The organism is Weeksella virosa DSM 16922 (genome assembly GCF_000189415.1).
Lineage (GTDB): Bacteria > Bacteroidota > Bacteroidia > Flavobacteriales > Weeksellaceae > Weeksella > Weeksella virosa.
The window spans coordinates 501,711-526,359 of sequence record NC_015144.1 but is presented as its reverse complement, the minus strand read 5'-3'; the positions used below and the strand labels follow the sequence as shown (position 1 = coordinate 526,359).

22 protein-coding genes are annotated in these 24,649 nt (G+C 35.6%); 9 read left to right on the top strand and 13 right to left on the bottom strand.

The window, feature by feature from the left end; all coding sequences use genetic code 11:
* The first annotated feature begins 6 nt into the window (after positions 1-6).
* The gene (locus WEEVI_RS02645) at positions 7-1,452 is read left to right on the top strand and encodes a RagB/SusD family nutrient uptake outer membrane protein (RefSeq protein ID WP_013597633.1); all 1,446 of its coding nucleotides are present in this window, start codon (positions 7-9) and stop codon (positions 1,450-1,452) included.
* Positions 1,453-1,634: 182 nt separating this feature from the next.
* Here the strand turns inward: WEEVI_RS02645 and WEEVI_RS02640 are convergent, their stop codons facing one another.
* The 5 genes from WEEVI_RS02640 to WEEVI_RS02620 form a co-directional block, all read right to left on the bottom strand.
* Positions 1,635-2,054, bottom strand: a complete 420-nt coding sequence (locus tag WEEVI_RS02640) for a hypothetical protein (RefSeq protein WP_013597632.1) — start codon at positions 2,052-2,054, stop codon at positions 1,635-1,637.
* Positions 2,029-3,840, bottom strand: coding sequence for an excinuclease ABC subunit UvrC (uvrC, locus tag WEEVI_RS02635; RefSeq protein WP_013597631.1), 1,812 nt, complete (start codon positions 3,838-3,840; stop codon positions 2,029-2,031). Before uvrC ends, WEEVI_RS02640 begins: the two co-directional genes overlap by 26 nt.
* On the bottom strand, positions 3,840-6,941 hold the full coding sequence (locus tag WEEVI_RS02630) for a UvrD-helicase domain-containing protein (protein ID WP_013597630.1): 3,102 nt from the start codon (positions 6,939-6,941) through the stop codon (positions 3,840-3,842). The genes uvrC and WEEVI_RS02630 overlap by 1 nt, the downstream gene beginning before the upstream one ends.
* Positions 6,942-7,059: 118 nt before the next feature.
* Positions 7,060-7,674, bottom strand: a complete 615-nt coding sequence (locus tag WEEVI_RS02625) for an outer membrane beta-barrel protein (RefSeq protein WP_013597629.1) — start codon at positions 7,672-7,674, stop codon at positions 7,060-7,062.
* A gap of 118 nt (positions 7,675-7,792) precedes the next feature.
* Positions 7,793-9,031 (bottom strand): 3-deoxy-D-manno-octulosonic acid transferase, encoded by a 1,239-nt coding sequence (locus WEEVI_RS02620; RefSeq protein ID WP_013597628.1) that lies wholly within the window; start codon positions 9,029-9,031, stop codon positions 7,793-7,795.
* Between the two features lie 70 nt (positions 9,032-9,101).
* On the opposite strand from WEEVI_RS02620, the gene WEEVI_RS02615 reads away from it, so the two are divergent.
* Together WEEVI_RS02615 and galE are read left to right on the top strand one after the other, a co-directional pair.
* The gene (locus tag WEEVI_RS02615; protein ID WP_041942045.1) at positions 9,102-10,217 is read left to right on the top strand and encodes a DegT/DnrJ/EryC1/StrS family aminotransferase; all 1,116 of its coding nucleotides are present in this window, start codon (positions 9,102-9,104) and stop codon (positions 10,215-10,217) included.
* 51 nt (positions 10,218-10,268) lie between these two features.
* Complete coding sequence (gene galE, locus WEEVI_RS02610; protein ID WP_013597626.1) at positions 10,269-11,285, top strand: UDP-glucose 4-epimerase GalE; 1,017 nt, start codon at positions 10,269-10,271, stop codon at positions 11,283-11,285.
* A 64-nt stretch (positions 11,286-11,349) separates the two neighbouring features.
* Here the strand turns inward: galE and WEEVI_RS02605 are convergent, their stop codons facing one another.
* On the bottom strand, positions 11,350-11,802 hold the full coding sequence (locus WEEVI_RS02605) for a copper resistance protein NlpE (protein WP_013597625.1): 453 nt from the start codon (positions 11,800-11,802) through the stop codon (positions 11,350-11,352).
* Between the two features lie 207 nt (positions 11,803-12,009).
* Between WEEVI_RS02605 and lipA the strand changes: the two genes are divergently transcribed.
* Positions 12,010-12,879, top strand: coding sequence for a lipoyl synthase (gene lipA, locus WEEVI_RS02600; RefSeq protein ID WP_013597624.1), 870 nt, complete (start codon positions 12,010-12,012; stop codon positions 12,877-12,879).
* Between the two features lie 152 nt (positions 12,880-13,031).
* Positions 13,032-14,363: a CinA family nicotinamide mononucleotide deamidase-related protein gene (locus WEEVI_RS02595; protein WP_013597623.1), complete on the top strand. Its 1,332-nt coding sequence runs from the start codon at positions 13,032-13,034 to the stop codon at positions 14,361-14,363.
* Here WEEVI_RS02595 and WEEVI_RS02590 read toward each other — a convergent pair.
* Both WEEVI_RS02590 and WEEVI_RS02585 read right to left on the bottom strand, forming a co-directional pair.
* Complete coding sequence (locus WEEVI_RS02590; RefSeq protein WP_013597622.1) at positions 14,360-15,448, bottom strand: RluA family pseudouridine synthase; 1,089 nt, start codon at positions 15,446-15,448, stop codon at positions 14,360-14,362. The genes WEEVI_RS02595 and WEEVI_RS02590 overlap by 4 nt on opposite strands.
* Before the next feature lies 1 nt (position 15,449).
* Positions 15,450-16,409: a PASTA domain-containing protein gene (locus WEEVI_RS02585; protein ID WP_013597621.1), complete on the bottom strand. Its 960-nt coding sequence runs from the start codon at positions 16,407-16,409 to the stop codon at positions 15,450-15,452.
* Between the two features lie 93 nt (positions 16,410-16,502).
* Between WEEVI_RS02585 and WEEVI_RS02580 the strand changes: the two genes are divergently transcribed.
* Positions 16,503-17,492 (top strand): D-alanine--D-alanine ligase, encoded by a 990-nt coding sequence (locus WEEVI_RS02580; RefSeq protein WP_013597620.1) that lies wholly within the window; start codon positions 16,503-16,505, stop codon positions 17,490-17,492.
* Positions 17,480-17,956, top strand: a complete 477-nt coding sequence (gene coaD / locus WEEVI_RS02575) for a pantetheine-phosphate adenylyltransferase (protein WP_013597619.1) — start codon at positions 17,480-17,482, stop codon at positions 17,954-17,956. The genes WEEVI_RS02580 and coaD overlap by 13 nt, the downstream gene beginning before the upstream one ends.
* Before the next feature lie 63 nt (positions 17,957-18,019).
* On the opposite strand, the gene WEEVI_RS02570 is transcribed toward coaD, so the two are convergent.
* The 5 genes from WEEVI_RS02570 to porX form a co-directional block, all read right to left on the bottom strand.
* Positions 18,020-18,571 (bottom strand): lipocalin family protein, encoded by a 552-nt coding sequence (locus WEEVI_RS02570; protein WP_013597618.1) that lies wholly within the window; start codon positions 18,569-18,571, stop codon positions 18,020-18,022.
* A gap of 157 nt (positions 18,572-18,728) precedes the next feature.
* Positions 18,729-19,115: a hypothetical protein gene (locus tag WEEVI_RS02565; RefSeq protein ID WP_013597617.1), complete on the bottom strand. Its 387-nt coding sequence runs from the start codon at positions 19,113-19,115 to the stop codon at positions 18,729-18,731.
* The gene (locus WEEVI_RS02560) at positions 19,112-20,311 is read right to left on the bottom strand and encodes an alanine dehydrogenase (RefSeq protein ID WP_013597616.1); all 1,200 of its coding nucleotides are present in this window, start codon (positions 20,309-20,311) and stop codon (positions 19,112-19,114) included. Before WEEVI_RS02560 ends, WEEVI_RS02565 begins: the two co-directional genes overlap by 4 nt.
* Entirely contained in the window at positions 20,311-20,724 is a 414-nt protein-coding gene (gene tsaE, locus WEEVI_RS02555; protein WP_013597615.1) for a tRNA (adenosine(37)-N6)-threonylcarbamoyltransferase complex ATPase subunit type 1 TsaE, read from the bottom strand. Before tsaE ends, WEEVI_RS02560 begins: the two co-directional genes overlap by 1 nt.
* Positions 20,721-22,277, bottom strand: a complete 1,557-nt coding sequence (gene porX / locus WEEVI_RS02550) for a T9SS response regulator signal transducer PorX (protein WP_013597614.1) — start codon at positions 22,275-22,277, stop codon at positions 20,721-20,723. Before porX ends, tsaE begins: the two co-directional genes overlap by 4 nt.
* Before the next feature lie 52 nt (positions 22,278-22,329).
* Between porX and WEEVI_RS02545 the strand changes: the two genes are divergently transcribed.
* Complete coding sequence (locus WEEVI_RS02545) at positions 22,330-23,550, top strand: HD domain-containing protein (protein ID WP_013597613.1); 1,221 nt, start codon at positions 22,330-22,332, stop codon at positions 23,548-23,550.
* A gap of 73 nt (positions 23,551-23,623) precedes the next feature.
* A complete protein-coding gene (lpxD, locus tag WEEVI_RS02540; protein ID WP_013597612.1) occupies positions 23,624-24,649 on the top strand; it encodes a UDP-3-O-(3-hydroxymyristoyl)glucosamine N-acyltransferase in 1,026 nt (341 codons plus the stop codon).

The following is a 24,649-nucleotide window of genomic DNA, read 5'->3' as shown; positions in this document are numbered from 1 at the left end:
TTTAAAATGAAAAAAATTAAATATATATTATTAACAGCATTCGCTATTACTGCATTTTCTTGTAGTAGTGATGACTTGGTGCAATTTCCAGAAGATGGGGTTGGTATTGAAGCAGGGGTAAATCCTATCAAGGATGAATCTACGATGGAATTTGTATTAAAAGGAATGTATACACAGTTTGCTGTAGCAGAATCTTTTAATTCTTATATCCCTAATTTAGGGAACTTAGCATCGGATGATTTATTCGTAAGTAGTACTAATAGTGGGTATTTCTTAACATTCCATAACATGAATTGGTCTGCTGCTGCAGGAGATCAGAATGCGATCTACAACGAGCTATACGATATCGTTGCCCAAGCAAACTTTATTATCAATGCAAAAATAGAAGAAACTGACAATGTTAAAGCTATGAAAGCTCAGGCTTATACAGCTAGAGGAATGGCATTCTTTTATTTAGCACAAGGATGGGGAGAAAACCCAACTTCAGGTAAAAACCAAGAATACGGTATCCCTCTATATACAGGAGAGTTCGATCCATTTGCATTTTACGGACGTTCTTCTGTTGCAGATACCTATGCGCAAATCATTAGTGATTTGAAAGCAGGAATCGTAGCAGAAAATGAAACGCCGGTAAACAAATCGTTCTTATCATCAACAGCTGCTCGATTATTGTTAGCAAAAGCTTACTTAACAGTAGGCGATTATGCAAATGCAATCTCGTATGCAGATGATGCGTTGAATAAAGCACCAGGAGTATTTTCATTAGTAACAGCTGATCAATTACAAGAATATTTTTATTCGGATAAAGTAGATAATCAAGCAGAAACTGTTTTCGAAATAGGGAATAGCGTTTTGGCAAACCCAGGTGTAAACTATTCTATGGGAGTTTTATATGATCCATATAACGTAGGTACTGAAGAAAATACCAGAAAATCTATTTTGGTACGTTCTAATTTGGTAGATTTATTCGGAGCTGATGATGTACGTAGAAATTTATTTCTAAAAGATACACGCGATGATGATGCACCAAACCCAGGTTATTTCATCAAGAAATATAAAAATTATATTGTTACAGATCAAAACATTGCCAATGTTAAAACATTGCGTTTAACAGAAGCTAAATTCATCAAATGGGAAGCAATGGCAAAATCTGGGCAAGGCGCTACAGCTTTAGCAGAGGTTAACACTTTTGCAACAGAGCGTGGAGGTACTACATATTCAGGTGATGCATTAGCAGCTGTTTTAACAGAAAAACGTAAAGAATTTGTTGGTGAAGGACAACGTTTCTTTGACTTGAAACGTAATAACTTACCAATTGTTAAAGCAACAAACTGTAATGCAAATTGTAATGTTGCCACAGGTGATAAATTATTTGTATTACCAATTCCATCTTACTCTTTAAATATTAATCCAATACTTAAAGATCAACAATATCCAGGATGGGGTAACTAATCTTCTAATAAAGATTAAAACCATAAACACAAAATTCCTCTGAGCCAACAGCTCGGAGGAATTTTTTTATCATCCTACGTAATATATATTTTTTACATCATTTTACCCAAATACTAAATATGCATTGGACTATTCACCTTTTTTCAGAGAATCTAATTTTGTTGATAGCAGCAAAAGAAAGGTTATAAATTGTCAGAATAAATGTCGATCAAAGGTTTTGGATCTTTCTTTTTTATTTGTGTCCACCAATATATTAGTGTCCCGAGCCCCATCCCAAAAACAACTCCAATAATCCACAACAAACGATTGTCATGCTCTTGCAAATTTGGGTTTTTAACTACATGAAGAATATAATAAATAAAAGAAATTAAACCTGTGAAAAAACTGAAAAAAGCCAATACAATAAAAATCAATAAATTTCCCAAAAGCCCATAAGCCAAACCTTTCGAGTCTCCGATATAGCTAAATAGCGAATAATAAATAGCTAAATAGCTGGTTATCGTAAGAATGAAAAATAAATTTGGCACCAAAGCCAATATCGTTTGTAAGCGATAATTATTCATCAATGATGGCAAATCACTGTCTACGAGTATCTTCTTCATTACTAAAATAATTTTTTATAATTATAGCTTTCGACTGTCCTATAACTTCTTCTAAATTAGCTAAACTTGCTGATTTAATACGCTCTACCGATCCGAAATTTCTTAATAATTTTTCAATTGTTTTTTTACCAATACCTGGGATTTCATCCAACTCGGTTTTGAATGCGCTTTTACTTCTTCTATTGCGGTGGCGGCTAACCCCAAAACGGTGTGCCTCATCACGCACTTGTTGTAGAATTTTGAGGGTTTCCGAAGTTTTATCCAAATACAAAGGGTAAGGATCATTCGGATAAAATATTTCTTCTAATCGTTTCGCAATCCCAATGACGCTCACCTTTCCGCGTAAGCCCAATCGATCGATACTTTTCAGTGCAGACGAAAGTTGTCCTTTTCCGCCATCAATCAAAATCAAATCCGGCAATGCTTCTCCTTCGTTGAGTAAGCGAGAATATCGACGGTAAATTACTTCCTCCATTGTTGCAAAATCATTTGGTCCGTCGACTGTTTCTACATTGAAAATTCTGTAATCTTTCTTGCTTGGTTTACCATCTCTAAAAACTACACAGGCCGAAACAGGATTTGTTCCCTGGATATTCGAGTTGTCAAAACCTTCTATATGTCGAGGTTCTCTTAGGAGGCGTAAATCTACTTTCATCTGTTTCATGATTCGATTTGTATGTCGATCAGGATCTACTAATTTTGTGCGTTTAAGTTGTTCCAATCGATACAATTTAGCATTTCTTTCGGATAAGTCTACAATATGCTTTTTGTCGCCTATTTTCGGAACCGTAATTTTTACATTCGGTATTTCTAGATCTAACGCGAACGGCACATAGATCTCTTTCGATTGCAAATCAAAACGCTCACCAAATTCTATTATTGCAGTCGTTAACAATTCTTCATCGGTTTCTTCTAGCTTCTTTTTCCATTCTTCGGTATGCGATTGTATAATAGCTCCGTTATGAATCCGTAAAAAATTTATATATGCATAATCAGCATCCGAAATAATCGAAAAAACATCTACTCGAGTGATAGAAGGATGAACTACCGTGGATTTTGTTTGGTAAGAGCTGAGAGCTTCTAATTTTTCTTTGATGTTTTGTGCTTGTTCAAATTGCAAATCTGCTGCAAATTTTTCCATCAAATCGGTAAGATACCGTTTACCTTCGGCATAATCGCCACGGATAATATTCCGTATCGCCTGAATTTGCATATCGTAGTCGGCTTCGGTTTGCAATCCTTCGCATGGTCCTTTGCACCGATCAATATGGTATTCTAAACATACTTTGTATTTTCCTTTTTCTATGTTATCTTCACTCAGGTCATACGAACAAGTTCGGATGAAGTACAATTCTCGAATAAGTTCTAACAAGGTGCGCATCACCCGAATACTCGAATATGGACCGAAATATTCTGACCCATCTTTCACCAATTTCCGTGTGCTTATTATCCGTGGAAAAGGCTCTTTTTTGATACAAATCCAAGGATAAGTTTTGTCGTCACGCAACATTATATTGTAGCGCGGTTTATTTTTTTTGATCAACGTATTCTCTAACAATAGGGCATCGTACTCTGTTGCTACATTGATGGTTTCTATCCGGTCTATTTTTTTTACCAATAATCGTATCCTACCAGAATCGTGGGTTTTATTGAAATAAGAATTTACTCTTTTCTTTAGGTTTTTGGCTTTGCCAACGTATAGTAAATTTCCTTTTTTATTATAGTATTGATAAACACCAGGTGTTTCGGGTAAGGCGGATAGTTGTATTTTTAGTTGCTCGTTCATCAGTTTACTTCGTCTATGCTAATTGTTTGGCCCTGACTATCGATATAGACCAGTATTTTCTTTATGCTTGTATAGCCTAATTGGTTGAAAAAATTAGCATAATGATCAATTTGGGATTGATGTTTTAGTTGAGGACTCCCGGTTTTATAATCAATTATGCTCAAATTCTTTTGATGGATCACTACTCGATCTGCACGGAAAATCTGTCCATCTTCGGCAATGAAATCTCGCTCATTCAAGATAACAGATTTTGGGTTGTTATAAAACTCTGCTAGCTGAGGATGATTAATAATCTGATAAATTAACTTTTCTACTTTGGTTTTTTCTTCTTTATTTAGTAAAGTAGAGTGCATCTCAACTTCTATTGCTTTTTCTGCATCTTCTTGCAGAAAGATTTTCGATAGGATAGAGTGTATTGCATTTGCAAAAGCTGTCCTTTCTCTTTCTTGTTTCGTTTTTTCTGAGTTGGTGCTGATTGCTAAATGATTGGTCCAGTTTTGTTGATAATACGGAATGTCGATTCCTTCTTTCAGAATTTCTTCTTGTCCCGAAACACGAATGGCTTCACCAAAAAGCTCGAACCGATTAGATTCATTTTTGGGTTGTTGTTCTCGTACAAATTTATAGAGCCAACTATTGATTGCTGGTTTTTCTTCTTTTCCATTATCCTTTGGTAAATTTGCAAAAAGATACAATTGCTCTTTCGCTCGTGTAGTGGCAACATACAAAACGTTTAGATTATCGAGTTCATTGAGATGATTTTCTTCTTCGATAATTGTTTTTATTTCTCGATTTTCTATGATTTTTAGATCAGAAGTTATAGTAACATAAAAAGATTCGAATGGTTGATCTTCTTCTTTTTCTAAGGGAATCCAAATATCAGAGTTGTAGTTTATTTTGTCTTCTATAAATGGATAAATAACAACTGGAAATTCTAAGCCTTTTGATTTATGAATCGTCATGATTTGTAAAGCATCGACTCCTTTTGGAGTTTGTAAACTCAATTTTTCTTTTTTTATATTCCAATGCGCTAAGAAATTGGCAATCGTGGTTTCGTTTTTAGATGTGAAGCTCAAAACTTCATCTAGAAATGCAATTCTATAGGCATCGGTAGACGACTCGAACGGAAAAATGTTGAGTAATTGCTCAATCAAATCATACAACGATAAATTTTCATCAAACAAAAAACGCAAATCATATCCTAACCGTTGATAAACGATCAAAAAACTTTCGGGACTATCTTGGATTGCATCGCTTATCAGCTCTGTGAAATCGACCTGTTGGAGTAAATTCATCTGATAAGCAAGTAAGAAACTTTTCGCAATTTGTTGTTTATTGAGTGGCTGGTGAGCAATCTGTAATAAGCATTCTATGAATTGAATTACTGCTGCATTTTTCAGCAACAAGGCTTCATTAGAAATTATCGGGATGTTGGCTTTTGCCAAATGTTCGGCAACTAGAGTTCCTTTATCGTTTTTGCGTACAAGAATCGCAATGTCGCTGTACAGGAATCCATCCTTTTTTATGCGTTCTACTGTTTCTAAAACTCGGTCTAGATGAACTTCATTCATTTTCTTTTCAGCAGTCTCCTCTAAAAACTCTACCAATACATAACCTCCTTTTTTGGGGTTTGTCAATTGATTGCTGCCTGCTTGATAAATGGCTTGATGTGAGTTAGAACTTAGATTTTTCGAAATAGATTGGTACAATGAATTGTTGAATAAAATAATATTTTCGTAGCTGCGCCAATTCGTGTCTAGATTCTCTATTTTTATGGATGGAATTTGCTCTTTGATATTGATCATCAGATTAGGGTTTCCTCCTCGCCAACGATAAATCGATTGCTTTACGTCGCCTACCAGCATAATTGTATCGTTCTGTGCATATGCATTTTCGATCAAAGGATACATGTTTTTCCATTGCAAAGTCGAGGTGTCCTGAAACTCATCAATAAAATAATGTTTGAACTTGCTTCCTATTTTTTCATAAATAAACGGGCTAGGTTGATTCTGAATATGTTCGCTAATTAATGTGTTGAATTCATTGATCAATAGCAGATTGTTTTCTTTCTTGATTTCTTCTAAGGCTTTTCTAATCTCGTTATTGAGGCTCAAAGCTTGGATGTTTTTTTGCAAAGCATTGTACAAAATATTTTTCTGATTAAGCTGTGTTACTGCTTGATACAAAACATTGAGTTCTCCTATTACAGGAACAATAAGTGGATGTTTTTCGTTATATTCTCCATCGAGAGTTTTCTGAGAATAAGAATTTAGATTAACAATTTTTTTGTCTTTGTACTTGTTGAATTTATTAAAAAAACCTCCTATTCCTCTTGATTTTTGAGGAAAATCATCCACCGATAAATTATGCGATTTTAGAAGTTCGTTAAATGCAAGATATATAGTATGATAATCCTCGTAAAGCTCTTTTTGTCTATTTGCCAATTGCAGACGGAACTTATCAAAATCTTGTAAACCAAGCATATTCATTTTGCTCAATTCTTCTAAGTGTATATCGCTTGCTAGATTTTCGGCAAGTTTTTTTAGTGAATATCGAATATTCCACGAAGCGTCCTCCTCCATATTGCTCAACGACATATCGAGAATAGATTCGGTGAGTTCCTCGTCTTTCCCGATTTTAGAATACACCAAATTTACCGCTTCTTCTATCAAAGTTTTGACATCCATTTCAACATCAAAACTCATAGATAAACCTAAATCTTGTGCAAAAGATTTGATTAATCGAAGATTGAATTTGTCTATTGTACTGATAGAAAACTTAGAATAGTTATGCAAAATAGATGTTAAGATTCTGTGCGCTTTTTGTTGAATTTCATCTATAGAAAGCTTTGTATCCTTTGCAATTCCTTGTATATAATCGTTTTGCTTTTTAGTAGGATCTGCCAACTCTTTCAGGTTGAGAAGAATTCTTTCTTTCATCTCATTTGCAGCCTTGTTGGTAAAGGTGATTGCCAAAATATATTCGAACCAATTATCACGAGAATTTTGCAATAAAATTATTAGTAAATTTCTTACTAATGTATAGGTTTTTCCTGCGCCAGCAGAGGCATTGTATAGTTTAAAATCTCCTACTTGTATCATTGCTGAAAATTAAGCTTTTTTCGGAGAAATAAAAAAGAAAGGATGATGGGAAAATTAGACAATAAAAAAACCGCTAAAAATTAGCGGTTCTTTTAAAAAAAACTAAATTATGTATAGTTTAGAATTTGTATGTTAGACCAAATTTAGCTGTGTCGAAGAAGTTATCAAAAGCATTGATATTTCCATTGAAGTTAGAAACAGATTTCCCACCGTCAACCTTAACTGAGTTGTACGAAATAACATCACCTAAAACAAAGTTAATGGCCATTTTGTTGGTCAAGAAATAGTTCATCCCTAATGATAATCCAGAATTAAATCCATCAGCTTTGATTTCTTTTGTAGTTAAATTTTCGTATTTCACGTTAGTGTAACCAAAATCAACTTCCGCAAATGTTTTGAAACGCTGTCCTAAATCTAAGAAATAGTAACGTCCGAAAACTCCTAAATCATAGGTATTGATTTTTTCTGTTTGTACTCCATTAAGTTTTGTTTTGTCTGTACCAATACCAGCTGCAATACCTACTGCAAATTTGTCTGTAGCTAGGTATCCTACTTTCGGAGTGAAGGTAAATTTATTGATTTTTTCATCTTTGTTTTTGTCATTAGAAGAATTAAATCCTAAGTTTCCTTCAACGATTACATTTCCTTTTTCAAAACCAAAAGAACCTACTTCTTGTGCTTGTACATTAGCTCCTATAGCTAAAACAGAAGCTACTAAGATTAATTTTTTCATAAATTTTATATCTAAATCTTGCAGCAAAATTACAGCGTTTCTAAGATGTAAAAAATGATAAATATTAGGGAAACTATTTGATTTTTATAATTAAATTTTTATTAAGAAATGGTAAAATTTATTGCATTTCTCGTAATTTTTGTAGGATGATTTTTGTAGCAAGTGGTTGGTTACTAATATAATTACGAGATATGATGCCCATTTGGTTTCGTAATGCAGAATCGGTCATTAATTTTCTCAGAATCTTATCAAATTGCTTTTGATTTCTGATAGAAATCATATTTTTATTTTCGATTTGATCCACCGCTTCCTGAAATTTTTGGTATTTCGGACCAATAATAATCGGTTTTCCATACGTTGCCGCTTCTAAAGTATTGTGAATTCCCGCACCAAAACCTCCTCCAATGTAAACAATATCGGCTAGTGCATAGATTTTATTCAGCAGGCCGATGGTATCTACAAGCAAAATAGAGGATGAAGTTTCTTCCTTTTGGTAGGATGAATAACGTACTGCTTCTGGAAATTTTTGCTGTAGATTTTCGATAGATTTTTCGTCTACCTCGTGCGGTGCAAATAAAAGACGCCAATTGCCAGGCAAAGGATTCTGTGTAAAATAGTTGAGAAATAATTCTTCATCTTTTGGCCAAGAACTTCCAACGACGATCAAGTGATGTTGATTTTTGAAATGAAGAATTTTTTCATCATCAAAATTTTCAGACAATAAATTTTTTACACGATCGAAGCGCGTATCACCAGAAATTGTTACCTGATCGATATAGATATGCTGCAATAATTGTTTAGACTCTTCATTTTGTACAAAAAAATGAGTTATTTTACGGAGTTGTTTCGCAAACCAATTCTTTCCATCGAACCAAAAAAAGTTTTGCTGTTTCCTGAAAATAGCAGAAATCACATATATTGGTACTTTTTTCTTGTCCAGAGCTTCAATCATATTATACCAATATTCATACTTCACCAAAATTAGCATTTCGGGATGCAGAAGTTCTACCAACCGTCGCATGTTTTTTGGGGAGTCGAGCGGTAGATAAAATATATAATCGGCACCTTGGTAGTTTTTTCTGACCTCGTAGCCCGAAGGAGAAAAAAAAGATAAAGCCAGCGTGTGATTCGGATATTCATCTCGTAAAGCCTCTAGTACAGGCCGCCCTTGCTCAAATTCGCCAAGCGAAGAACAATGCATCCATATGACTTGGTCGATACTAGAAATTTTATGGCCTAATTTTTCTTCCCATTTTTTCCTTCCATTTACCCAAAGTTTTGCTTTCGGATGAAATAATGAAGCTATTGTAAGTATCCAACCATAGACTTCGATGAATATAGTATATAATAATTGCATTGTGTACAAAGTTACAGATAAATGTAGATGTTTTTGTACATTTGTTTCGTTTAAAGAAGAACAGATTCTTATGAAAAAAATTCAGATGGTTGACTTGCAAAGTCAATATCAAAATATCAAATCGGCTGTAGATTCATCAATTCAGAATGTTATAGAATCAGCTGCTTTTATCAATGGTCCAAGTGTAAAAGATTTTCAGACAAAGCTCGAAGAATACTTAGGCGTTAAGCACGTGATTCCTTGTGGAAATGGGACAGATGCTTTACAAGTAGCTTTGATGGCGTTGGGTTTAGAACAAGACGACGAAGTGATTACTGCAGATTTCACTTTTGCAGCAACGGTAGAAGTTATTAATTTATTAGGATTAAAATCTAAGTTGGTGGATGTTGATTACGAAACCTTTACAATCGACACAGATCGATTAAAAGCTGCAATTACTCCAAAAACAAAAGCCATTATTCCGGTTCATCTTTTCGGCCAATGTGCCAATATGGACGCAATATTAGAAATTGCAAAAGAACATAACTTGTACGTAATTGAAGATACAGCGCAAGCAATTGGAGCCAAATATAAAGGTAAATCGGCCGGAACGATTGGTGATATTGGTTGTACCTCTTTTTTCCCATCGAAAAACTTAGGATGCTATGGAGATGGTGGAGCAATTTTTACCAATAATGACGAACTTGCACATAAAATGCGAGGAATCGTGAATCATGGAATGTACAAACGTTATTACCATGACGAAATTGGTGTTAACTCTCGTTTAGACAGTATTCAGGCAGCAGTATTGGGAGTGAAATTACCTCATTTGGATTCCTATAATGCAGCAAGACAAAAAGCAGCGAGTTTTTATAACAAAGCTTTCGAAGAAATAGATGAATTGTTGACGCCAGTTCTTGCAGATGATTCAACCCACGTATTTCATCAATACACTTTACGCGTAATGAATGGTAAAAGAAATGATTTACAAGCTTTTTTAGCAGAAAAAGAAATCCCAGCTATGATCTATTATCCTGTTCCGTTGCGTAAGCAAAAAGCTTATGACAATGGGAGTTATGCAGATGAAGAATTCCCGAATACAAATAGATTAATCAATGAGGTTATTTCTTTACCAATGCATACAGAATTGACCGATGAACAATTGACCTATATTACAGAAAGTGTAAAAGAATTTTTTGCACAATAATTTTACCAGTCAGTAGATGGTTTATCATTCATCATTTACAAAAAAATCGATATGAATAAAATTTTAGTAACCGGTGGACTCGGCTACATAGGTTCGCATACCGTGGTACAGCTCTTAGAGGTAGGTTATGAAGTTGTGGTTATAGATGACTTATCGAATGCAGAAGAAACAATGAAACAACGCATAGAAAGCATCACCAATAAAACGTTCGATTTTTATAATTTCGATTTGAAAGATCAAGAACAAGTACACACTTTTTTCGCAAATAATAAAATTGACGGAATCATTCATTTCGCAGCACACAAAGCGGTAGGTGAATCGGTAAAATTTCCATTGAAATATTATCGAAATAATTTGGTAGGTCTGTTGAATATTCTAGAAGCAATGGAGACTTTTCAGCTCGATTCGTTTATCTTTAGTTCGTCTTGTACCGTTTACGGACAAGCTGATAAAATGCCGATTGATGAGAATACACCAACTCAACGTACAGAATCTCCTTATGGTAATACCAAAAAAATAGGAGAAGAAATACTAGAAGATTTTGTAGCTATTAATGATAAATCCGTTATTGCTTTGCGTTACTTCAACCCTGTAGGAGCACATCCTTCTGCTAAAATTGGCGAATTGCCACAAGGCATACCCAATAACTTGGTCCCTTATGTAACCCAGACAGCTGCAGGAATTCGTCCTTTTTTATCGGTTTGGGGCAATGATTATCCTACCCGAGACGGAACACCTATCCGAGATTATATCGATGTGAACGATTTGGCCGATGCTCATGTAAAAGCAATCCGTCGATTATTAGAAAAGAAGAATAAAAAGAATTATGAAATCTTTAATCTTGGTACAGGACGTGGGTCTACAGTTCTAGAAGTTGTTTCAGCTTTCGAAAAAGCTACTGGTATCACTATTCCATATCAAATAAAAGATCGTCGAGCAGGCGATATAATTGAGGCATATGCCGATAATCATTTGGCAAAAAAAGAACTCGACTGGGAACCTACAATTTCTCTCGAAACATCCTTGTTTAATGCATGGAAATGGGAAGAAAATCTGAAGAGTAACTAAAATCTCATCTTGTACAGATGAAATAAAAAAAAACCTCCTGAAAGGAGGTTTTTTTTTATTATGATTATTTTTTATTTAAAATATATTGCTCTGCTAATTCGCCAGTAACTTCGTTACCATCTTGGTCCAGCATAATGAGTTTGTTTTCACCCACTAAGAAATTGTAAACTTCATTGTCTTTTAGTTTCAGTTGGATTTTTCCACCATCTTCAGACCAAACAAAATTTCCTTTATCATCAGAAGCAGACTCACGTTCTAGATATTCTTGTTTCATGGTAAAAGAGTCGTCTTGGTTAAGAACAATTGTTGTTTTGATACCTGGGCAATCTGCACAAGGTAAAGTTCCTTCATAAGTTCCTTGCCAATCAACCGAATTACGAGAGTTATGTACATCAGAAACAACAGTACTATCTTGTGTGTTTTCTGTAGTAGCGACAGGAGTTTCTGATTGATTTTTTTGTTCACAACTCATCATGCCTACAGCTAAAAAAGCAATTGCGTAAAAAGTATTTTTCATCTTATTTTTTGTTTATTAAATGAATAATTAATTTAACGGTCAATTAATATCAAAAAATATTCCAAAAATAAATAGTCTATTGTTTTTTTAAAAAAAATAGTAGGATTTACAACAGAAAGTACAGAGGATTTTGGGCCATAAAAATCTACCAAGAAGGAGGGAATTTTTTAGAAAAATAGTCGTAAATTAGCCAATCAATAAAAGCATATGAATGTAGAAGTACAAGCCGATGGTCGTGTAAAAAAACCCGAATGGTTACGTGTAAAGTTACCTACCGGAAAGAAGCATCGTGAGCTAAGAGGATTAGTAGATAAATATAAACTCAATACAATTTGCCAGAGTGGAAGCTGCCCAAACATGGGCGAATGTTGGGGCGAAGGGACAGCTACGTTTATGATTTTAGGAAATGTATGTACCCGTTCGTGTGGATTTTGTGGAGTAAAAACAGGTCGTCCCGAGCAAGTTGATTGGGCGGAACCCGAAAAAGTAGCTCGCTCGATAAAGTTGATGAAAATAAAACATGCAGTAATCACTTCTGTAGATCGTGATGATTTGAAGGACATGGGCTCGATCATTTGGGCAGAAACCATTCAGGCTGTAAGAAGAATAAGTCCAGGTACCACGATGGAAACCCTAATACCAGATTTTCAAGGAATAGAAAAGCATATCGATAGAGTTGTAAAAGCTACACCAGAAGTTTTGTCGCATAATATGGAAACTGTTCGTCGTCTAACTCGCGAAGTTCGGATACAAGCAAAATATGATCGCTCGTTAGAAGTGCTACGCTATGCTAAAGAAGCAGGTCAACGTCGTACCAAAACAGGTCTGATGCTTGGTTTGGGTGAAACAGAAGAGGAGGTGTACGAAACCATACACGATGTAGCGAATGCAAATGTAGATGTAATAACAATTGGCCAATATTTGCAACCTACCAAAAAACATCTGCCGCTGAAAGAATTCATCACACCAGAGCAGTTCAAAAAATACGAAGATTTTGCAAGAGGTTTAGGTTTCCGGCATGTGGAATCTGGCCCGTTGGTGAGATCGTCATATCATGCAGAAAAGCATATTCTGTAAAATATCATTTTGCTATTTTTCGATGAATGAAGAAAGCTAATAGGAGAGGAAAATATATTTTTCCTCTTTTTTTGTATCTTAAAAAAAAAGCATAAGAAAGGATAGAGACTAATTCGAAAAAAATAATAACCACCAATTAATAAAGTAAAACAATGAATATAAAAGCTAGTATATTAACCATAGGAGATGAATTATTAGTGGGACAAATAGTTGATACAAACTCGACTTTCATTGCCCAGTCACTTACAAAACTAGGGTACGATATACAAGAGATAATATCGGTAAAAGATGAAACAGTTCGCATTATAGAAGCTTTTACGCGTGCATTGACACAGTCGGATGTCGTCTTGGTTACTGGAGGTTTAGGCCCAACGCGTGACGACAAAACAAAACAAGCACTATGTTTGTTGTTGGATTGCGAATTGAAATCGGACCCCAAAGTACTAAAAAATATAACTCGATTATTCAAAAAAAGAGGCTATAAAACAGAGCTCAACCAACTCAATAAACATCAAGGGTTAGTGCCTGAAAAATCGATAGTTGTAGAAAATACTGAAGGTACAGCCCCATGTTTATGGACCGAAATAGATGATAAAGTTCTGATTAACTTACCGGGAGTGCCGTTTGAAATGAAAGCTTTGATGCGAAAAAAAATCATACCCAAACTTCAGAAGAAATATAATTCCGATGCTATTTATCAACATGATGTGATGATCCATAATATTACCGAAAGCGATTTAGCAATTCTGCTAGAGAAATGGGAAAACAATTTGCCCCAAAGCATACAAGTTGCATACTTGCCAAGTAGAGCAGCAATAGATTTACGATTGACTTCGATCGGAACAACACAGCAAGAAGCAAAAAAAATGCTTCAACCTTCTCTACAGTCCTTGAAAAAAATTATCAAACCTTATCTCTTGACCGCCTACTCTGGTAAGATAGAAGAGCGTTTAGGTGCGATTTTGAGACAGCAGAAAAGAACCATTTCTACAGCAGAAAGCTGCACCGGTGGGGCTATTGCTCAATTGTTAACATCGGTCAGCGGTAGTTCTGTTTATTTTGTAGGAGGTGTCGTGGCGTATGCAACCGATTTGAAAATCAGAGTTTTACAGGTAAGTAAAACCCTTGTCGAAGAAAAAACAGTAGTCTCTGAAGAAGTTGCTATTGCGATGGCGAAAGGAGCACAAAAGAAATTAAAATCGAGTATAGCGGTGGCTACAACTGGAGTAGCAGGTCCTAAAAAAGGTGAGGATGGGAAGCCTGTTGGCACTGCTTGGATAGCCGTTACCGATGGTGAAAATTCGCTTACCCAAGCTTGTTTTTATCCGTATATGGATAGAGAAGATTTTACAAAAACCATTACAACAAATGCCTTGTTGCTCAGCATTCGATTTTTATTAGACAACAATAATCAAATAGCTAAACCAAAGCGAACTCAGAAAAAAAAGGTACAAAAGAACAAGCAAGAGAAACAGAAAACTTAATCCATTTCTTTTGCATTTCGATCGATGGGTGTTTCGGGTTCAGCGGTATGCGAAGAATGAATCGCATAATTGCGCCATTTCTCAATCAAGCTTTGCATATCGTTTGGCAAAGTAGCTTCGAACTCCATAAATTCGCCCGTTGTAGGATGCGTAAATCCAAGCGTGCGTGCATGTAGGGCTTGACGTGGACAAATATTAAAGCAATTTTCGACAAACTGTTTGTATTTGGTAAAAGTTGTGCCTTTCAAAATTTTATTCCCACCATAGCGTTCATCATTAAACAAAGGATGACCAATGTATTTAAAGTGCGTTCGGATTTGATGCGTTCTTCCCGTTTCCAATTGGCATTCGACCAAAGTAACATAGGATAAACGCTCCAAAACTTTGTAATGCGTAACGGCGTGTTTACCTTGTGATCCATCTTCGAAAACCGCCATTTGCATACGATCTTTCAAATGACGACCGATGTGACCGGTAATAGTACCTTCATCTTCGGTAACATTTCCCCAAACCAAAGCATTGTATTTTCGGGTGGTAGTATGATTTGCAAATTGTAATGCCAAATGATTCATCGCTTGCTCTGTTTTGGCAATCACCAACAGACCGCTCGTATCTTTATCGATACGATGAACCAAACCAGGTCGTTCTAATTCTGCAGACATCGATGGTAAATTGTCAAAATGAAATTTTAGAGCATTTACTAAAGTTCCACTGTAATTCCCGTGTCCAGGATGCACAACCATACCTGCAGGTTTATCGATAACCAAAACTTGATCGTCCTCAAATACTATATTCAGTGGTAAATCTTCGGCAATGATTTTGTGCTCACGTGGTGGATTTTCCAACATGATTTGAATAAAATCGCCTGGTTTTACTTTGTAATTTGATTTCACGGGTAAATTATTCACCAAAATATTACCGTTTTCGGCAGCTTGCTGGATTTTATTTCGGGTTGCATTCTCGATTCTTATCATTAAGAATTTATCAATACGCAATAACGATTGACCTTTATCAACCGTTATCGAGAAATGCTCGTATAATTGATTGTGATCTTCTTCAAGAAAATCTTCAAATTCTTGCTGCATTTTATTCTATTTCTATTCCTTCTGGTTTTTTAGGAGGTAATTGATCTTGCGGCTTTGGTTGAGGAACAGGTGGGGTTGGTTCTGCTGGTGTAGTACCTTGGCTTCTCTCAATATATTCGTTGACTTTACTTCCCGTAATTGTATCTTCAATAAAGTTTTTGAACTGGCGATCGAGCATTTTTATTTCAGCCGAAATCTCAGTGCTAGTTTTGTCTGATAACCAAATATCTACCGGTAAACCTTGGTCATAGCGGTCACGAGATAGTGGAAATTGATAAACTACACGAGCAGCAATCGTATCATTTCCTCCACCTAAAAATCTGACTTGTCCCAACTCGAAAAAGTTTTCATTCAGGATAGAACGCACCGTTGATAAATCCAATCCGATCAAGTTAGGCATCATAACATTGTGCATCAAACCACGACCTAGAACAAGATCTATTTTTGCAAAACGCGGCAAAATAGTACCAGGTTTTATCTCTTTTCCATTGTATAGAATGCGCAAAACTGCATTTTTTGCCAAATCGGGTTCATAAATTATATTTTCGATAATCAGGTCTGATAAATTGAGTTGTGTGAAAGCTAATCGTTTCGATTTTCCGATCAAATCGGGTAATTCTACTGGCGCATAAGTTCTAGGGTTCGATTTGATGAAAATTCTTCGTCCTTCCTTTACCTTAAAACCCTTTGCAGGATAATAATCAATTACTGTGTAGGGTTTCATTTTCGGATCGTATTTTATCGAGTCTATTTCATAGGTCAACCCCAAATCCTCTAATGCAGCCGTAGCTTGCTTAATATTCATTTTAGAGAGATCGGGAACTTCTATAGCTTCACCGTGATTGGTGTAAGATGACAACCAAATATTGAAAACAGTGTGGTATAATCCATATCCTAAACCAAAAATAATAATCAGGTTTAGCCAAAACTTCCAACTCAGAATAACGTTTATTAATTTCATTTAAGAATTATAAATCAAATTACAAATATAAAATAAAAATTAGGTCATCGTATATTAGACCAAAGTTTTATATTTGGTAAAATTTATTTTATCATGTTGAAAGTTGCTGTAGTGGCAGGTGGATATTCTGATGAGTCGGTAATCTCGCTAAAAAGTTGTGAGTTGATTTATCAAAATATCAATACCGAAAAATACGAGCCAATCCGCGTAAGAATCCTAAAGGATGCATGGTACGCAGAAATTGATGGGGAGAAATACCCGATAAACAAAGCCGATTTTTCATTCGAGAGAAATGGTAAAAAAGAAAAATTCGATCTTGTTTATAATACTATTCACGGGACGCCAGGCGAAGATGGTTATTTACAAGCCTATTTTGATTTGATTGGCTTACCGTATAACGGATGCGACTCTTATCAATCTGCTCTTACATTTAATAAAAAAGACTGTATTGCCGTTCTCAGTAAATACGGTATCCCGCACGCAAAATCTGTTTATTTGTATCAGGGCGAAAAAGTAGAGCCTAAAAAAATTGTAGAACAACTAGGGTTGCCATGTTTTGTGAAACCGAATAAATCGGGTTCGAGTTTAGGAATTTCCAAGGTTCACCGTGAAGAGGATATCCCAAAAGCGCTAGAATTGGCCTTTGCAGAAGATAAAGAGGTGTTGATCGAAGCTTTTTTGGATGGATTAGAAGTTTCTGTTGGTGTTTTGAAATACAAAGGAAAAACTACCGTCTTGGGCATTACAGAAATCGTATCAGACAATGAATTTTTTGATTATGAAGCAAAATACGACGGGAAATCTCAAGAAATTACCCCAGCAAGAATTTCTCAAGAAACAGAAGAAAGTGTAAAAGCAATAGCCACCAAAGTTTACGATTCTCTTAATATGAATGGTTTTTCTCGTGCAGAATATATTATTGTCGATAATCAGCCATATTTATTAGAAATCAATACTTTACCAGGAATGTCACCAGCGAGTATTTTTCCGCAACAGGCCGCTTATGCCGGAATTTCGTTACAAGAACTTGTGCAAAACGAATTAGATTTTGCCCTTAATAGACCCAAACCATGGAACGTATAGCAGTTTTCCCAGGATCGTTTGATCCTATCACGATCGGACACATGGATATTATTCAACGTGCTGTGCCGCTTTTCGATAAAATTATTGTTGCAATAGGAACTAACTCGGCTAAAAAATATATGTTTTCGTTAGAACAGCGCCAAAAATTTATAGAAAAAGCAGTCGAACGTTTTGAGAATGTTACCGTGCAAACGTACGATGGGCTGACCATTGACTTTTGTCTAAATAATGATGCACGGTATATTTTACGCGGTTTAAGAAATCCTGCCGACTTCGAGTTTGAGAAAGCAATTGCTCACACCAATCGAGCTATTTCCAATTACGATGTCGAGACTGTTTTCTTGCTCACAAGCTCAGGTAAAGCATACATCAGTTCTAGTATCGTTCGAGATGTAATGATCAATGGTGGCGAATACAAAAAATTAGTTCCATCTTCGGTGAAGTATAAATGTGAAACCAAATAGTTTTTTATAAAAAAAAGATAACCTTAGCTAAAACTAAGGTTATTTTTTTAGTCGGATGATTCATTAATTCTCTATCGGTACTTGAGAGGTCCAAGATAATCTAGAAATATCATACCCCAAATCGATTGCTTTGGCTAAGAACCTAGATTTTGTTTTATCAGAGATTTCTTTTTCTCGAGAAATCAACCATAGAAAATCGTGGTTTTTCCCTGCAATTAGAGCATTTTCGTAGTTCTCATCAATGTCAACAATATTATATGGTGAATAGAGAAAGGTATGGAAAGAAACTTTTAGTTTTCCTGTTTGCTCATTTTCGATTTTAAGTTTTCCTTCGATTTTTTTCCAGCGTTTTTTCTTTTTATCAAAACCACTATAAATTACTTTCAGGTTTCCGTCTTCTTCTTGTATATATCTTGCTAAACAATTTGTCATCAGTGAGTTGTTTTCTATTCTAGCAATCTCATACCAACGCCCCAAGAACTTGTTTAGCTGAAAACGAGGAACGGTTCTAAAATTAATTTTTTTATTTTTATTTCTATTTTTCCATAAATAAACTCCTGTGCTAACAGCCCCTAAGAGCAACGTGCCAAAAGCAATTTTTTTATTATTTTTCATGGTAGTAATTCAATCTTTTTTGTTTTGTTATGAAATAGAAAAAAATGTACCATTTGGCATAGAAATATGCTAATATTTTCATAATCTTTTTCTGTTTCAATTTTTTATTATCCTCGATATTATAGGTAGGATGAAATACAGTCTTGTGGGGGTATTTTTAATCTACTTCTTTGATAGATTCGATATAGGTAAAATCTTTGCAAATTTTGTAAACAAATTCGTATTTACGTTGTAAATCAGCGTTGTCGTAGTTGGCACGATAGATTCTGCACGGTTTTGCTTTAACTTCTTCTGTGCCAAAATTTGTGATGGTACTTCGCCTGAAAAGTTGATCTTTCACGAATGTAGTGTCGATTTTGTGTGATCTGAAAAAACTTTCTACCTCGGGAGAATAGTTAATCGGATAGAATTTTGCTTCATCTAGTGCGCGTGCATTTGGAAAATAAGAGCATTGAAATGTTCTTTTCCCAAAGAAAATAAAAACTACAATTATACCAAGACCAATTCCGATTAAATAATATTTTAGTCGTTGTGCAAAACTCATAAGATCAGTAAATTAATATCATGAAAAGGAAGGTCAAAGCGTTCGCTTAAGCTTTTTTTTACCAACCTTCCTTTGTAAATATAGATTCCGTTTCGGATTGTTTTATTTCGATGAAGAAGTGTTTCTAATCCCCCTTCATTAGAAATCATCAAAATATACGGCAAGAAAAAATTACTCAAAGCTTTGGTCGAAGTGCGGGCAACACGCGAAGTAATATTGGATACGCAATAATGTATTACATCGTGTTTGGTGAAAATTGGGCGATCATGAGAGGTAACTTCTGAGGTCTCGAAACAACCCCCGTTATCAATTGAGATGTCGATAATGACTGCGCCTGGTTTCATACGTTCTACCATCAGTTCGCTAACAACGCAAGGTGTCCGGGTTTCCCCGTGTAGAGCACCGATGGCTATATCGCAACGCATGAGGGCTTTCCCTAATTCTTTTGGGTCGATAGTCGATGTAGGTAACATTTGTCCAATGTTTTTTTGTAATCGACGAAGTCGAGTTAGCGAATTGTCGAAAACTCTTACAGATGCTCCAAGTCCTAATGCAGTTCGGGCAGCATTTTCGGCTACTGTTCCTGCGCCTAGTATTACGACTTCGGTTGGTCGAACTCCCGTGATTCCTCCCATAAGAATTCCGTTTCCACCATGAGCAGAGGACATCAATTCACTGCCAACTAAAATAGACGTTGTCCCTGCAATTTCGCTCAGCAAACGCATTACGGGGAGTTCGTCTTGTTCATCTTTAATATATTCGAAACCTACTGCAGTTACTTTTTTTTTGGCCAAGTTCTGAAAATAGGCTTGGTTGAGCAGGTTGGGTAAAACACTCGATACTAAAAATGTATTGGGCTTTATCCAGGTTTGTTCTTTTTCGGTTAATGGACCAACTTTTAGAATGATAGGCTTCTCGAAAATCGCCTGTGTGTCGTAGCAAATTTCTGCACCTGCGTCCGAATATTCTTTATCTGAGAAATGTGCGCCTTCACCTGCACCTGTTTCTATTGTTATATGATGGCCATTGTTTACCAATACTTCTACTGCATCTGGTGTAAGGATGATTCGTTTTTCTTGGTTGTTGTCTTCACACGGAATGCCAATGCTAAAGCGTTCTCTTTTGTTCGGAACTTCCAATAATTCGGGTTGAGGTATCAACTCTTCTTTCGAAAATGGGGTGAAAATCTCGTCCATTATTTATTCACTGTTATTTGTCGACTACCGTCTTCTAGTATTTCGATGCTAATTGTCTGATGGTTGTCGGGTACAAAATTAGTGATTTTATTTGGCCATTCAATCAAACAAATGTTACCGCTGTCTAAATAATCTTCTAACCCGATATCCAAGGCTTCTTCTTCGTCTTCAATTCTATAAAAATCGAAATGAAAAATTTTTTTGTAATCTTGGGTCACATATTCATTAACCAGTGCAAAAGTTGGGCTCGTGACATCGTCATTGCTGCCCAGTTCTTTGACCAATGCTTTGATGAAAGTTGTTTTTCCAGCACCCATTTCGCCCTGAAAACAGATGATGTTATGGCTTAGCTCTTGGGCAACTAGTTGCGCAACTTGTGGTAAGTCTTTTAGGGTAGGTACACGGTATGTCATTGTTTTTTAGGTGTTAGTACAGCAATCGGGATTATCATTTCTTCTAGAGAAATACCGCCATGCTGATAGGTATCTTTATAATAATTAACAAAATGATTGTAATTTTTTGGAAAGGTCAAAAATAAATTTTCCTTTGCAAAGATATACTTCGAACTAATATTTACCTTAGGTAAAAAGAATTTTTCGGGCTGATCTATCACGAAAACATCTTTCGGATCGTATTGTAATTGGCGACCTAGTTTGTAACGTAAGTTTGTGCTCGATTCTTTGTCGCCAACTACTTTGGTTGGCTCTTTTACGTAAATGGTCCCGTGATCAGTTGTTACGATTATTTTGATGCCTTCTGTAGAGGCTTTTTTTACGATTTCTAGTAAATAAGAATTTTCGAACCAGTGCTTGGTAATCGAACGATAAGTCTTGTCGTTTCTTATCATTTCGCTCACGATCTTATTGTCGGTTTTGGCGTGCGAAAGAATGTCGATAAAGTTATACACAATTACATTGAGGTTGTTGTTTTTGAAATTGTTAAAATCATCTGAAATTTTTCGTTCGAAATCCGAATTCAAAATCTTAAAATAATTCATGCTCAAATTCCCTTTACCTAATCGTTTGAGTTGATCAGACAAAAATTCTTTTTCATTACTATTTTTATTGCCCTCTTCATGATCGTTCAACCAATATTCTGGATATTTTTTCTGAATATCTAATGGGGTTAAACCTGCAAAAAATGCATTTCTTGCATATTGAGTGGCAGACGGCAAGATGGATGAATACAAATCTTCTTGGGTAGAATTGTAGTATCGATTAAAGAGTGGCTCGATAACTTTCCATTGGTCATACCGTAGGTTATCTATCATTATCAAAAGTACTTTTTCATTAGGGTCGAGATGGGGTAGAACGACTTCTTTGAAAGCCTGGTGAGATAAAATAGGTGCATCCTCTGCATTGTATAGCCAATCTTCGTAATTGCGTTCGATAAATTTGAAGAATGCAGCATTGGCTTCTTCTTTTTGGTTTTCGATAATTTGGATCAATGCTTGATCGCTGATATTTTCTAGCTCTAGCTCCCAATAAACGATTTTTTTGTAAATATCTTCCCAATCTGCAAAATTTCTAGCATTTATGATGCTCATCGATATATCTCGAAATTCTTGTTGATAATTGATGATGGTTTTTTCTGAGATGATTTTGTTACTTTCTAAGATTTTTTTTAGGCTTAATAATATTTGATTAGGATTAACAGGTTTTATGAGGTAGTCTGCAATGTGCGAGCCAATTGCGTCCTCCATAATATGTTCCTCTTCGCTTTTTGTTACCATGATAACAGGTAAAAGAGGGCGAATATCTTTTATTTTTGGCAATGCTTCTAATCCACTCAAGCCTGGCATATTTTCGTCGATAAGTACCGCATCGAAATTCTCTTTTTCGATAACTTCCAAGGCATCCGTTGCATTATTTATCATGGTCGGTTCGTAGCCTTTTTTTTCTAAAAAAAGTGCATGCGGTTTCAATAAATCAATTTCGTCATCTATCCATAATATTTTTATCGCCATAGTTATCTGTTTTTGTGTATTTTTGTGTTTAAATTATTAAAATATATCCATTTTGGATTCTTCAAAAACGAATAAATTCAAAATAGTAAACGATCCGGTACATGGTTTTATTCGGTTACCGAACGATCTTGTTTTTGATGTTATTCAACATCCTTATTTTCAGAGATTAAGACGCATTTCACAAACCGGTCTTACGCAAATGGTTTACCCTGGTGCACGGCATTCTCGTTTGCATCATGCATTAGGATGTCTTTATCTGATGCAAAACGCAGTGGCAACTTTACGAGCAAAAAACGTTCCGATTTCTGCTGATGAAGAGACCGGCGTTTATCTTGCGATTCTGTTGCATGATTTGGGGCATGGACCTTTTTCTCATTCGCTCGAGCATTCGATTATCGAAGATACAAAACATGAAGAAATTTCATTGGTTTTGATGCAAGAATTGAATCGTGTTTTTAACGGAAGTTTAACAACTGCCATTCGAATCTTCAAAGGAGAATATCCCAAAAAATTTCTCAAACAATTGGTTTCGAGCCAACTCGATATTGATCGATTAGATTATCTCAAGCGCGATAGTTTTTATACTGGAGTTGTAGAGGGCAATATCAATCCCGATCGAATTATCTCGATGATGACTGTTCATGAGAACGAATTGGTGTACGAAGCCAAAGGTTTGTACAGTATCGAGAAGTTTCTGATGGCCAGAATGTTTATGTATTGGCAGGTGTATATGCACAAAACTTCTTTTACGGCTGAGCAAATTTTGATTCAGACACTACGCCGAGCAAAAGACTTGGTGCGGCGAGGTGAAAAACTTTTCGCAACCTCTGCTATGACGTATTTTTTGGAGCATCAAAAGACTAATTTTGCAGAAAATCCACATGCAATAGCCATGTTTACGCAGCTAGATGATCATGATGTGATGAGCTCTATAAAAGAGTGGACAAACCACCCAGACGAAATATTGCGTATATTGTGCCTAATGTTAGTAGACAGGAAGTTGCCTAAAGCAATCGTGATGAATCAGCCAATACAAAGAGCATATCTAGATCGTGAACAAAAAAGGATAGAAGATAAGTTTGGTGTAGAAGACGCAAGTTATTTGATGGGCTATAATACGCTAGATGTATTGCCGTATGATCCATATATTTCGCCTATTAAAATAATCGAAAAAAATGGATCTATGAAAGAAATTACTCAAGTAGAACATCAGTTAGTGAGTTTGTATTTGAGCAGAGAAAGTAAAAGATATCATTTCTATTCAGTAAGTTAGTAGATGAATATAGAGATCTTTTTTGTCTAAAATATATTTTAGAATCTGAAATAAATTAATATTTTTGCAAACTATGAAATTCACAGCAACTCAGATTGCAAATATAATAGACGGAACAGTTGAGGGAGACCGAAATACAACTGTTTCTAATATTGCTAAAATAGAAGAAGGCAAGGCAGGTGATATTACGTTTTTGGGTAATCCGAAATACGAACAATTTGTCTATTCTACACATGCAAGTGTCGTTATCCTCGGTAAAGATTTTCATTTGCAAAAACCGATAGAGGCAACGATCATCCGAGTAGCGGACGCATATGAAGCATTTACACAGCTTCTCCATTATTATTCCGAAACCATCAAAAATAGTAAAGTCGGAATTGATGATTTTGTTAAAATCCCAGAAAGCACTCAACTTGGGGAACAAGTTTATATAGGGAGTTTTACATCGATAGGGCAAAATGTAAAAATTGGTAACAATGTAAAAATATATCCTAACTGCACAATCGGTGATCAAGTAACCATTGGCGACAATACGATAATTCATAGTGGAGTACAAATCTATAACGATTGTATTGTAGGTGAAGGTTGTACCCTACACAGCAATGTTGTGATAGGAGCCGATGGGTTTGGTTTTACACCTATGGCTGACGGATCGTATCGAAAAGTACCACAAATAGGAAATGTAATCATCCATGACAATGTAGAAATTGGAGCAAATACGACAATCGATCGAGCAACAATGGGTTCTACGATTATCGAGCGAGGTGTGAAGTTAGATAACCTAATACAAATAGCGCACAACGTAAAAATTGGCGAAAACACTGTAATCGCTTCACAAACCGGAGTGGCAGGATCTACCAAAATTGGTAAAAATTGCATTATAGGTGGACAAGTTGGGGTAGCAGGGCATTTGCAATTAGGCAATAACTTGCAAATTCAGGCGCAAGCAGGAATCAATGATAACATTGCCGACGGAGAAATATTATATGGCTCTCCTGCAATGAAAGCAAGTGACTTTAGACGATCATACGTATATTTCAGAAAATTTCCTGAAATTGTAAAGAGATTAGAAGAAATAGAAAAACAAAAAAATAAATAA

Bases quoted from the DNA above. Each gene is read 5' to 3' on its own strand.
- tsaE (WP_013597615.1), bottom strand. From the start codon at position 20,724: ATGACATACCGTGTACCTACCCTAAAAGACTTACCACAAGTTGCGCAA.
- WEEVI_RS02580 (WP_013597620.1), top strand. From the start codon at position 16,503: ATGTTGAAAGTTGCTGTAGTGGCAGGTGGATATTCTGATGAGTCGGTA.
- galE (WP_013597626.1), top strand. From the start codon at position 10,269: ATGAATAAAATTTTAGTAACCGGTGGACTCGGCTACATAGGTTCGCAT.
- coaD (WP_013597619.1), top strand. From the start codon at position 17,480: ATGGAACGTATAGCAGTTTTCCCAGGATCGTTTGATCCTATCACGATC.
- WEEVI_RS02640 (WP_013597632.1), bottom strand. From the start codon at position 2,054: ATGAAGAAGATACTCGTAGACAGTGATTTGCCATCATTGATGAATAAT.
- WEEVI_RS02625 (WP_013597629.1), bottom strand. From the start codon at position 7,674: ATGAAAAAATTAATCTTAGTAGCTTCTGTTTTAGCTATAGGAGCTAAT.
- WEEVI_RS02565 (WP_013597617.1), bottom strand. From the start codon at position 19,115: ATGAGTTTTGCACAACGACTAAAATATTATTTAATCGGAATTGGTCTT.
- WEEVI_RS02645 (WP_013597633.1), top strand. From the start codon at position 7: ATGAAAAAAATTAAATATATATTATTAACAGCATTCGCTATTACTGCA.
- WEEVI_RS02590 (WP_013597622.1), bottom strand. From the start codon at position 15,448: ATGCAGCAAGAATTTGAAGATTTTCTTGAAGAAGATCACAATCAATTA.
- WEEVI_RS02615 (WP_041942045.1), top strand. From the start codon at position 9,102: ATGAAAAAAATTCAGATGGTTGACTTGCAAAGTCAATATCAAAATATC.
- porX (WP_013597614.1), bottom strand. From the start codon at position 22,277: ATGGCGATAAAAATATTATGGATAGATGACGAAATTGATTTATTGAAA.
- WEEVI_RS02605 (WP_013597625.1), bottom strand. From the start codon at position 11,802: ATGAAAAATACTTTTTACGCAATTGCTTTTTTAGCTGTAGGCATGATG.
- lpxD (WP_013597612.1), top strand. From the start codon at position 23,624: ATGAAATTCACAGCAACTCAGATTGCAAATATAATAGACGGAACAGTT.
- lipA (WP_013597624.1), top strand. From the start codon at position 12,010: ATGAATGTAGAAGTACAAGCCGATGGTCGTGTAAAAAAACCCGAATGG.
- WEEVI_RS02560 (WP_013597616.1), bottom strand. From the start codon at position 20,311: ATGGACGAGATTTTCACCCCATTTTCGAAAGAAGAGTTGATACCTCAA.
- WEEVI_RS02585 (WP_013597621.1), bottom strand. From the start codon at position 16,409: ATGAAATTAATAAACGTTATTCTGAGTTGGAAGTTTTGGCTAAACCTG.
- WEEVI_RS02570 (WP_013597618.1), bottom strand. From the start codon at position 18,571: ATGAAAAATAATAAAAAAATTGCTTTTGGCACGTTGCTCTTAGGGGCT.
- WEEVI_RS02595 (WP_013597623.1), top strand. From the start codon at position 13,032: ATGAATATAAAAGCTAGTATATTAACCATAGGAGATGAATTATTAGTG.
- WEEVI_RS02630 (WP_013597630.1), bottom strand. From the start codon at position 6,941: ATGATACAAGTAGGAGATTTTAAACTATACAATGCCTCTGCTGGCGCA.
- WEEVI_RS02620 (WP_013597628.1), bottom strand. From the start codon at position 9,031: ATGCAATTATTATATACTATATTCATCGAAGTCTATGGTTGGATACTT.
- uvrC (WP_013597631.1), bottom strand. From the start codon at position 3,840: ATGAACGAGCAACTAAAAATACAACTATCCGCCTTACCCGAAACACCT.